The following is a 9,983-nucleotide window of genomic DNA, read 5'->3' as shown; positions in this document are numbered from 1 at the left end:
AGGACTTCGGCGCAGGCCAGTTCATCTGGCGTGCTGGCGATCCGGCGGTAGAGGGCTATGTCTGCGCCAGTGACCCCCGGCGTGACGGCTTGGTTGCGGGCTTCTAACCGACCGCGCGGGGACCTGCGCGGGACCGCCCTCCGACTTGGCTACGATGGAGGGCTACGCCCCAGCCCCGGGCAAGTCCGGGGAGGGTTTGATGAACGCCACCATGCCCCCACCTGCCATTCCCTTCGCCGACCGCCTCGGCAACGTTGAAACCTCCGCCATCCGCGAGCTGTTCAAGCTCCTGGGCAAGCCCGGGATCATCAGTTTTGCCGGCGGCTTCCCCGACAGCGCGATGTTTGACGTTGAAGGCCTGCGGGAGGCCAGCCAGCGCGCTCTGGCCGAGAACCCCGGCGCGGCCCTGCAATACGGCGCCACCGAGGGCTACGACCCGCTACGCGCGCAGCTGGCCGGCTTCATGCAGTCCAAAGGCGTCCAGGCGATTTCGCCCACCGATCTCATCGTGACCACCGGTAGCCAGCAGGCCCTTGACCTTCTGGGAAAGACGCTGGTGGGGCCGGGCGACAAGGTGATCGTCGAGGGGCCGACCTTCTTGGCCACGATCCAGTGCTTTCGCCTCTACGGCGCCGATGTGGTCAGTGCCCCCGTCGATGACCAGGGTGTGCAGGTCGACCGGCTCGAGGCGCTCATCACAGAGCACCGGCCCAAGTTCGTCTACCTCATTCCCACCTTCGGCAACCCCAGCGGGGCCCTGCTCTCGCTGGAGCGTCGCCGGCGCATCCTGGAAATTGCGGTGCGCACCGGCACCTTGATCGTCGAGGACGACCCCTACGGCGACCTGTACTTCGATGCACCGCCGCCGCCCAGTCTGCTGGCCCTGTCAGCCCAGGTGCCAGGCAGCCGAGAGTTGCTCGTGCACTGCGGCAGCCTGAGCAAGGTGCTCAGTCCCGGTCTGCGCGTGGGTTGGCTGGTTGCGCCGCAGGAGCTCCTGGCCAAGGCCACCATGTGCAAGCAGTTCAGCGATGCTCACACCAGCACTTTTGCCCAGGCCACCGCAGCGGCCTACCTGGCCGCTGGCCGCATGCCCGCCACCTTGGCGAATGTGCGCCGTGTCTACGGACAGCGTGCCCAGGCATTGGGCGATGCGCTGCGCCGCGACCTGGGCGACGCGGTCGAGTTCACCGCGCCCCAGGGCGGCCTGTTCGTCTGGGCGCGTCTCACCGGCGCCGGCGGCAAGCTGCGCGACGCCAGCGAACTGGCCCGTCGCGCCATTGACCGTGGCGTGGCCTTCGTCCCTGGTGCGCCGTTTTTCGCCAAGGACCCTGACCTGGCCAGCTTCCGCCTCAGTTTCGCCACCGCCGACGAAGACAAGATCCGCGAGGGCATCGCTCGCCTGGCCCAGGCCCTGGCCTGAGACCGGGGGCCTTGCAGGCCCTGCCGCCTGCGCTTGCGTTCGCGGATCTCCCTGCTGCGATCTTGCCCGGCGGCGCGCCCCGCATTCAGAGGAGCTCAGTGGCTGGCGCTGCCTGCTGACGCGGTCACCGCACTAGCCCGCGTCACGAAGATGTGGCCACCCGGCAGGCCCGGGGCGATGGCCATAGGGTCGACCCCTTCGCCCCTCGCTGCCGCGACCAGTGCGTTGCCGTCGCCAGACAGGGCGGCTGCGCGCCAGGTTCGCGGTGTGGCCAGCGCCTGCCAGGTCTGACCGAAGTCGCCTGAGTAGTACAGCCCGGCATCCGTGGTCACTTTGCCTGATATGGGCACCGCCACCACCAACTGGCGCCCGTCGCGCGTCATTGACAGTGCGGTGACCGGCAGCGACTGGAATGTCGCCGTCCAGGTCTGCCCGAAGTCGGACGACACATGGATCTGCCCGCCGTTTTCAGCAGCCGCCATGTGCTGACCCTCGGCCGAAATTGCCAGCCGGTACCAGCCTCGGGACTGCTCACGGGCGGTCCAGGTCTGTCCGAAGTCGGTTGAGACCTGGATCGGGCCGTCATGTGCGGCCGTGAGCAGCACGCGCCCGTCTTCCGACCCGGCCACCGCCTGCCAGTCGCCAGTGGGCAGGCGCGGGACCCAGCTTGCGCCCCCGTCGTCAGAGGTGAACAGCGGCCCGAACTTGGCCACTGCCGCCAGCCGCTGGCCGTTGTTGGAGAGGGTGACCCCCAGCCAGTGGCAGTCGTGGAACTTGCCCTCCCAACTGGCGCCGCCGTCGTGGGACACCCAGAGCAGACCGCCAAAGCTGCTGGCGGCGATGTGAGTGCCGCTGGGGTCCATGTCGATGGACGACCAATTGCCTTGGCCTGCCCCCGCCTGCGGCTCCCAGGTGGCGCCCGCGTCGTGCGAAAGATAGAGGCCGCCGGGGTTGACCGCCATTGCCAACACCTGCCCGTCTCCCGATGCCGCGGCGGTCCACCAGTCGGCCAGAGGCCCGGTTTCCAACCACTGCGCGCCCAGTGCCAGACGCGGCGTGGGCTGGCTCGGTGTGGCGCCCACCGGGAAATCCCCGCCGGGCGCTACAGGTCCGGCGACTCCGGATCCGTCTCCCGGCTGTGCGGGGCCACCAGTGGCGGGCGTACTGTCGGTGGACGGGTCGTTGGTGTTGCCAGTACTGCCTGAACCCACGGCACCCGCGGTGTTGGGGGATGTGGCCAGCGGCGCTTCGGCGCTTGCGCCCCCACCACCGCCGCAGGCGGCCAGGCAGATCGAGGTCAATACGGTCATTGTTGCCAGCGCCCGGCGGGCGGGCGTGGCCAGCGTGTGCTGGGCGTGCGTCATGGTGATTTCTCCCTGGGTGTTCGTCGTCTTCGTGGGCCCCAGCGCTTGTGAGGCCGGCGGCGATCCTGACGAGGCTGCGAGCGCGCGAGGCGTCGCTGAGGGAGCGATGCGATGTAGGAGGGCGCTGTGCCACGACGTGCGCACGACTGCCCTGGCATGTCGGGTCACGCAGGCGTCACAGCCTCGGATCAGACCCTCGCTACACTCGTTTTTGCATCGGCCGGCCGGTTAGGCGCAGGCCCTCGGCTCCTTCGCCGGTATCGCCTCGCAACCCGTCGACACACCAGGAAACAGCGCATGACCCAAACGACACACCCGCCGATCGCCCTGCACGGATTCCCGCTCTCGAATTACTACAACAAGGTCAAAATGGTCATGCTCGAAAAGGGTGTGGCCTTCACCGAAGTCAACACCCCTTTGCCCCTGAAGGATCCGGCCTTGCGCGCCCTCTCGCCCATGGGCAAGGTGCCCTTCATCGTCACCTCGCAGGGGAGCATCTCGGAGAGCCAGGCCATCGTGGACTGGCTCGAACAGGCCTTCCCCGAGCCGGCTCTTTTGCCCTCTGACCCCTTTGAGGCAGCCAAGGTGCGTGAGCTCACCACCTACATCGACTGGCACCTCGAGATCTGCGCCCGCCAGCTCTACGGCTCGGCCTTCTTCGGCGCGCCGCCCTTGTCCGATGCGAACAAGGACCGCATTCGCAAGCAACTCGAGGCCACGATTGCAGCCTTTCAGCAGTTGGTCCGCTTCTCACCCTATATTGCCGGTGAGCACTTCACCCAGGCCGACATCTCCGCTTTCGTGAACCTGCCGCTGGTCGCGCTGGCCAGCAAAACCATCTACGGCGAGGACCTGCTGGCCGCCGCCGGCATCGACCACCGGACCTACACCAAGCGTATTGGCGAGCGCGCCTCGGCACAGAAGGTGCAGGCCGATCGCAAGGCGTCCCTGAAGGCCTGAGCGAACAGGCAGCCGCCCTGCGTAACTTGGCAGGTTCAGCCGACGGATTGGCCGGGCGGTCCCCATAATCGTTCGCATGGCTGAACCCGAAACCGCCCCTGCGCGCAAATCTGCGCGAGCGGATACGTCCATCACAGAATTCGCAGACCTGCCCGTATTCCATCCCCCCTTGAGCACCCGCGCCTCTTCCTCTCAGCCTGGCGCCCCGGATCGCCGCCACCTCTTGCGCGTGGCGCTGGCTGTGGCCGGCATGCATTGGCTGCCGCGTGGCGCCCATGCCCAGACCCGCTGGCGTTTCGACCCGTTTGGCTTGGGTGTCGCCAGTGGTTCGCCGGCCGCCGACGGCGTGGTGCTGTGGACCCGTCTGATCGCACCCGGAATGCTCGATTCATTGGGGACGGCGCCGGTGCCGGTGCGTTGGGAGGTGGCCGACGACGAGGCCTTCTCTCGCCTGGCTGCCAGCGGCCAGACCTTGGCCACGCCGGAGCTGGCCTTCAGCGTGCATGCAGAGGTGCAGGGCCTCGCGCCCGACCGCTGGTACTTCTACCGTTTCATCACCGGCGGAATTGCCAGCCCGGTGGGCCGCACCCGCACCCTGCCAGAGCCACAGGCCCGGGTGGCCCGATTGCGCCTGGCCTATGCCTCGTGTCAGCGCTGGGAACACGGGCTCTATGGCGCCTACCGCCATATGCGCGAGGAGAACCTCGACCTGGTGCTGTTTCTGGGCGACTACATCTACGAGTACCCCAACGCTGCCGCCGCGGTGCGTAACTTCCCCACGCTGGCCACCGTGGTCAGCCTGGCCGACTACCGCGAGCGCCACGCCCTGCACCGGGGCGATCCCTTCTTGCAGGCCATGCATGCAGCCTGCCCCTGGATCGTGACCTGGGACGACCATGAAGTGCAAAACGACTATGCGGGCCTGCTGCCCGGCGACGGTCGTCCCTGGGGCCTCAACAGTGCTGCCGACTTCAACGCCCGTCGCAACGCCGCCTACCAGGCCTTCTATGAGCACATGCCGCTGCGCGCTGCCGACTTCGCACGCGGCACCCCGCCACAGCTCACCCACCAGGTCATGCTCCCGCGCCGCTACCGCTTCGGGCAGCTGGCTGACCTTGTCATGCTCGACTCCCGCCAATGGCGCGACGCACAGGTGTGCGGCAACCCTCAGCGCCGCAGCGGAATGGTGGACCCGGCTACCTGCCCCACGCTGGATGATCCGTCGCGCACCTTGCTGGGGGCGGCCCAGGAGCAGTGGTTTGACCAGGCCATGGCACAAGCCGCCAGCGGCTGGACGGTGATCGGCCAGCAGACCCTGTTTGGCCGCCGTATCGGGCGCACTGCTTCGGGAGAGCGCGTCTGGAACGACGGCTGGGACGGCTACGGCGCCGCCCGCCGGCGCCTCACCGACAGCCTGCAACGTCACCGCGTGCGCAGCCCGGTGTTGCTCGGTGGCGATGTGCATGAGAACTGGGTCGGCCATGTGAAGGCCGATTACGCCCGGCCCGAGAGTGCGAATCTGGGTGTTGAGTTTTGCGGCACCAGCATCACCTCCCGCTCGGCCGGCGGCGAGCAGGCCCAGCGGCGCCTCAAGGACAACCCGCACTTCGTCTTCGCCGAGGGGACCCGGCGGGGCTATGGGGTGTGCGAGATCACACCGAGCGCAATGCGCACCACGCTCAGGGTGCTGGACGATGTCACCCGGGCCGATGCCCGCATCGACACGCTGGCCAGCTTTTCGGTGCAGGCCGGGCGGCCGGTGGTAGATCGGGTCTAAAACCCCCTTTCGCCCACCCTGCCCACTCAGCCGTACGCGGTCTCCTGACGCATTCGGCCCTCTGCCTGACGCAACTGCGCCTGGGCCTGTCAAATCCACCGAGGCTGCCCACCCGCGCGGGTGAGGCTCGTATGGAATCGCTGCGATTTTCCAGATTCGCAGCCCCATGCCTGTCCTGTCACGTCGCCTCTGGTCGTCTATTGGTCCCCGCCCTCTCGTGCCGCGGGTGCTTGTGCTGGGGGCCTGTGTCTCACTTGCGAGTGCGGCATTTGCACAAACGGCGAACTTGCCCGGCGGTCCCGCGCTGACCTGCCCTGCGGGGCAGGAGGTGGACTACTACTTTTCTTACGAGGACATCCCCGCCCTTCGGGCGTCGAGCTACTGCGGCGCTGCCGAGGCCCACATTGCGCTGGCCAATGCCACCGACCCAGTGACTTGGCGTATCCCCTATGCCATGGAGTCCTGCACCGCAGGTGTGGGCTACACCTACTCCCATGCCTTCCGCACGGGGCCGAGGTACTTGAGCCCGCTTTTCAGCACCATTTATTTGGTCTGCAAGGCGCTGCCGCCACCTTTGGGATGTGCTGCTGGCAATGCCGGCTTTTCCGCCTGCCCCGCGGACGGCGCCGCCCCCGAGGGACCGCCCGCACCAGGAACACCCGAGGACGGAGGCCCCTCGGCCGATGCGGGCGAGCCGGGTGAGGACAACGCCGGTTTGGACTTCCTCTCGAGTGGCACTTGCCGCGCCGACGACTTCCCGGCCGAGTCGGCGGGCAACCCGATCTTCGCTGGCAACGGCAACAAATATCAGCGTGAGCGCGATCTGGACGGCCCCCCCGGTCTGCGCCTGGAACGCCACTACAACTCATCCCTGCCGGGCTGGGGACACAACCACGCCATGCGCGTCAACGTCGGGTCGGGGGTGGCCTGGGTGACGCGACCCGATGGACGGGCCTGGCGCTTTGCCGGGCCGGGCCTGGGCGCTTGGTCTGCGGGAGCGGGGGTGAGCGGGCGCCTGTGGCGGCTTGATCCGCTCACCTCGGGTGGGGTGGCCTGGCGCTTTGCGGGTGACGACGACACGCAGGAAGACTTCGACGCGCAAGGGCGGCTTCTGCGTGTGGCGTACCGGGCAGGCGCGCTCATCACCGCCCACTGGGTTGAGGCAGGTGCCGGCACGGTGTCTGGCTCGAGTTCGGGTTCGGGTCAACGCAGGCTTGTCGCTCTCTCCGACGCTTATGGGCGTCGCCTGAGTTTTTCCTATGACGACTGGGGCCGTCTGGTGGCCGCCGTCGGGGCCGATGGCGCCCGCGTGGCCTACGCCTACGACCCGGCTGGTCGGCTCGCGCGTGTTGTGCTGCCCGATGGCTCCACCCGCCAGTACCTCTACGAAGACGCGCGCTTTCCCTTGGCGCTCACCGGTCTGATCGACGAGCGCGGCCTGCGCTTGGCCTCCTGGGCCTACGACGCACGAGGCCGTGCCGTGCACAGCGAGCATGCGGGTGTGGCGCGCCACCAGCTCGCCTACGGCGTGGACGGTACCGTGTCCATCACCGACCCCCTGGGCCGCGTCAGGGCGCAGCAGTACCAGCGGGTTGGCCAGCGCCTGCGCCTGGCGGGCCAAAGTGGTCCCTGCGTGGATTGCGCCGGTGACATCGCCAGGCGGGAGATCGACGCCGCTTCTGGCCTCGCCTGGGCCGAAGAGGACTTCTTGGGCGTGCGCACGGAAACCACGTGGGAGGCCACACGCCGTCTGCCGCTGGCACGTGTGCAGGCTGCGGGCCGGCCGGAGGCGCGGGCGGTGCAGGTCGAATGGCATCCGCAGTGGCGCCTCCCGCTGCGTGTCATGGAGCGCGGACGCACAACCGACTTCCGCTACGACGACGCGGATCGGCTGCTGACTCGTACCGTGATGGACAGCACCGGAGGTGCCCTGGCGTGGGCCGGGGCGACAGGCGGGGCCCGCCAGTGGACCTGGCGCTATGACGCGCAAGGCCTTCCGTCGAGCCACACCGACCCAATGGGCCGAACCTGGACTTTCTCGCACGACGCCTGGGGCCAGCTCGCCTCGGCCACCGACCCCCTGGGCCAGGTGACGGGCTACAGCTACGACGTGGCAGGACGCTTGCTCGCTGTGCGCGCGCCCGGCGGTTTGGAGACTCGATACCGCTACAGCCCGCGCGGTTGGCTCACCTACATGGAGCGGGGAGGGCAGGTCACCACGATCGCCTACACGCCCACCGGCCGCATTGCGTCGGTGCTGGCTCCCTCCGGCTTGCAGCACTTCTTTGCGTATGACGCCGCCGATCGTCTGGTGTCCATTCGCGACGAACGCGGCGCCACCCGTGGCTTTGAGCTGGATGCGGCCGGCCGCCCTGTGCGCGAGTGGGTGCGCGACGCCCAGGGTCAGGTGCTACGCAACCGAGCCATGCGCTATGACGAGCGCGGGCTCTTGGCCGAGCAGTTGGATGCCACCGGCGGACGGGTGCAATTCACGCACGACGCCAACGGCCGTCTGAGCGGCCAGGCCGATGCACTGGGCGCATGGACCTACTTTGAGCTGGACCCTTTAGGACGCACCCGTGCCATTGGCTGGCCGGACCAGGCTCAGGCCCGGCTCGTCTGGGAGCTGGACTTTCTGGCGGGCGTCACCGACCCCCGGGGCGTTGCCACCCGCTACGAGCGCAATGCCTTCGGCGAGCTGCTGTCGGAGACCAGCCCGGACAGCGGCAACAAGCGCTACGGCCGCAACTTGGGCGGAGAACTCACCTCCCAGCAAGACGCGCGCGGCCAAGTCGCCCACGTCGAGCGTGACGCGCTGGGTCGGCCCGTACGCATCACCCATGCAGACGGGCAGGAAGTGCGCTTGGCGTACGACGCGGCCGGCGCCCTGGCCTCGCTCGAAGACGGCTCGGGCGCCACGCAGTGGCAACGCGATGTGCTCGGGCGTGTCACCCAGCGCACCCAGCGCGTGGACGACCACCCCGGTCAGCCCCGTCGCCTGTCCGTCACCTACACCTGGGGGGCGGGCGGGCTGGAGAGCGTCACCTACCCCAGCGGGCTCCAGCTGACGTACCGGCGAGAGGCGGGGCGCATCACCGGCATGGACCTGCGCCCGCCAGGCACGGGCCAGGCCATCCAAGCACCACAGCCCTGGATCACCGGCCTCGCGTTTACCGCGCTGGGCCAGCCGGCGGGTTGGCGCTGGGCTTCGGGCGTGGAAGCACAGCGCAGCTTCGACAGCGAGGGCCGTATCGTGGCCACCGAGTTCGCCAGGTACCGGTACGACGCGGCCGGTCGCCTGGGAGCCATCGATCAAGACCTGTGGGCGTGGGCGCCTCGCTCTGCGCGTACCTTGTCAAACCAGCCGCGCGTGAGCGTGACTTGGCAGGCCGAGTACGACAGCCGCCACCGGCTGGTGGGTTTTGCCGGACCTGACCGAGAGGTTCGCTACCGCTACGATGCCAACGGCAACCGCCTCTCTTTCGTCGAGACGCAAAAGCCGTCATCGGTGACGGCAATGAGGCTCAACACCACACTCGAGCGCGAATCCCTGATGGACCCAGGCAGCAACCGGCTCTTGGGCTTCTCGCAGAGCATGGGGCGTACGCTTGGGTTTGCGCGGCCGCCAGAGGCTCGGTCTGAAAAATTGACGTTCCGTGGCACAGGCACGGGGACGCTCGGACCTTTTGCAGGCAATGCGCTGCAGCCATCGACGCAGGTGCACTTCACGCTCGACGCGAGCGGCAACCTTGTAGGCGAGGATCAGTTGCAGGCCACCTACGACGCCGCCGGCCGCATGACGCGCGTCCGCATGCCCGACAGCGGAGGCCAGTTGCAGGTGGAGTACCTCTACAACGCGCTGGGCCAGCGGGTGTTCAAAAGCGAACTACAAGGGCAGCTTTCTGAGGCGGGCTTCACGTTCGAAGGGGGCGGGCTGATCGCTTGGTTGCGCCAGTCGCTCGCCACGTGGTTCAGTCGCGCGGGTGGCGGGTCGGCTGTGCCTGTCCGCCGAGGCATGGCGTTTCTCTACGGCGAACCCGAGGGGCCGCTGCCCGTATGGGCCCTGCTGGGTGAGTACGACGGCGGCAGCGCCGAGGGCCGTGGCGACACCGAGTACCTGTGGCTCCCCTCCGAGGACGGCAGCGCCATTCCCGTGGGCCTGTGGCGACGTGGCCAGCTGCTGGCCATCCACACCGATGGTCTGGGCACACCGCGACTGATCAGCGACGACGCGGGCCGGCCGCTGTGGCAATGGCCTTATTCGGGATTTGGCGAGACCGAGCCGATCGGGCTCTTGCATCTTCCGGGCGCGCTTGGGACAGCCATCGGGAAGCTCACGCCCAGCACTCGAGGCAGCGCGGCGGCCCAGCCCTCGGTCATCGATCTGAGTCGTGCCTGGGCCCCCATGGAGATGCCCCTACGCTTTCCCGGGCAGTACGCCGACAAGGAGACGGGCTGGTTT

Annotated in this window: 5 protein-coding genes; 4 read left to right on the top strand and 1 reads right to left on the bottom strand. The window is 68.3% G+C overall.

What is annotated here, in order from left to right; genetic code table 11:
• Window positions 1-226 precede the first annotated feature (226 nt).
• The gene (locus tag QE494_RS03400) at window positions 227-1,420 is read left to right on the top strand and encodes a PLP-dependent aminotransferase family protein (protein ID WP_300041498.1); all 1,194 of its coding nucleotides are present in this window, start codon (window positions 227-229) and stop codon (window positions 1,418-1,420) included.
• A gap of 95 nt (window positions 1,421-1,515) precedes the next feature.
• Here QE494_RS03400 and QE494_RS03395 read toward each other — a convergent pair whose 3' ends face one another.
• The gene (locus QE494_RS03395) at window positions 1,516-2,784 is read right to left on the bottom strand and encodes a sialidase family protein (RefSeq protein ID WP_300041497.1); all 1,269 of its coding nucleotides are present in this window, start codon (window positions 2,782-2,784) and stop codon (window positions 1,516-1,518) included.
• Between the two features lie 297 nt (window positions 2,785-3,081).
• Here QE494_RS03395 and QE494_RS03390 point away from each other — a divergent pair, with 297 nt between their 5' ends.
• The 3 genes from QE494_RS03390 to QE494_RS03380 form a co-directional block, all read left to right on the top strand.
• Entirely contained in the window at window positions 3,082-3,744 is a 663-nt protein-coding gene (locus QE494_RS03390; protein ID WP_300041496.1) for a glutathione S-transferase family protein, read from the top strand.
• Window positions 3,745-3,820: 76 nt separating this feature from the next.
• A complete protein-coding gene (locus QE494_RS03385) occupies window positions 3,821-5,521 on the top strand; it encodes an alkaline phosphatase (RefSeq protein ID WP_300041495.1) in 1,701 nt (566 codons plus the stop codon).
• 286 nt (window positions 5,522-5,807) lie between these two features.
• Window positions 5,808-9,983: DUF6531 domain-containing protein (locus QE494_RS03380; RefSeq protein ID WP_300041494.1), on the top strand; the 4,176-nt coding region annotated here is incomplete at its 3' end.

The sequence above is a fragment of the Ramlibacter sp. genome (genome assembly GCF_029866045.1).
Taxonomy (GTDB): Bacteria; Pseudomonadota; Gammaproteobacteria; order Burkholderiales; family Burkholderiaceae_C; genus Ramlibacter.
Note: the sequence above shows the minus strand (reverse complement) of the source record. Positions and strands in the feature narration are given on the sequence as shown.